The sequence below is a fragment of the Pasteurella oralis genome (assembly GCF_002850605.1).
Lineage (GTDB): Bacteria > Pseudomonadota > Gammaproteobacteria > Enterobacterales > Pasteurellaceae > Pasteurella > Pasteurella oralis.
In genome coordinates this window covers 1-383 of record NZ_NXGB01000028.1, presented here as the reverse complement: position 1 = coordinate 383, position 383 = coordinate 1, and the positions used below count along the sequence as shown (strand labels likewise).

Annotated in this window: 1 protein-coding gene; it reads right to left on the bottom strand. The window is 28.2% G+C overall.

Features of this window, described 5'->3' with window-relative positions; all coding sequences use genetic code 11:
* The coding region (locus C0975_RS11455) for an MFS transporter (RefSeq protein WP_167383067.1) at positions 1-383 on the bottom strand (383 nt) is incomplete at both ends.

Sequence of the window (383 nt, the reverse complement as noted above, 5' to 3'; positions counted from 1 at the left end):
CATTGATAAATTTAATTGATATAATAAAAGTATAGATAAGAATGATATTAGAAAGGCTAACAAGTAAGGAGCTGACAAGTCAAATGATATAAGAATACCACACAATGTAGGAGCTAAAAGCTGAACCCCTCTTGTTCTAATCTCATACTTACTAATTATTGGTGCTGCATCTTTTCCTGTTAACAAGCTTTTTAGTGCAGCTGGTTCTGTTATTTCTGTTAATGTAGTAAATAAGCCAAATAGAAAAGATATTGGAATTATAAACCAAATCAGAGAGTTACTGCCTTTCATCAAAAACAGAGTCACTATAAAAATGAAAATGATTAATCCTCTAAAAATTTCACTATTCAACAATAATAATTTCTTTTCTTTATTTTCAATTA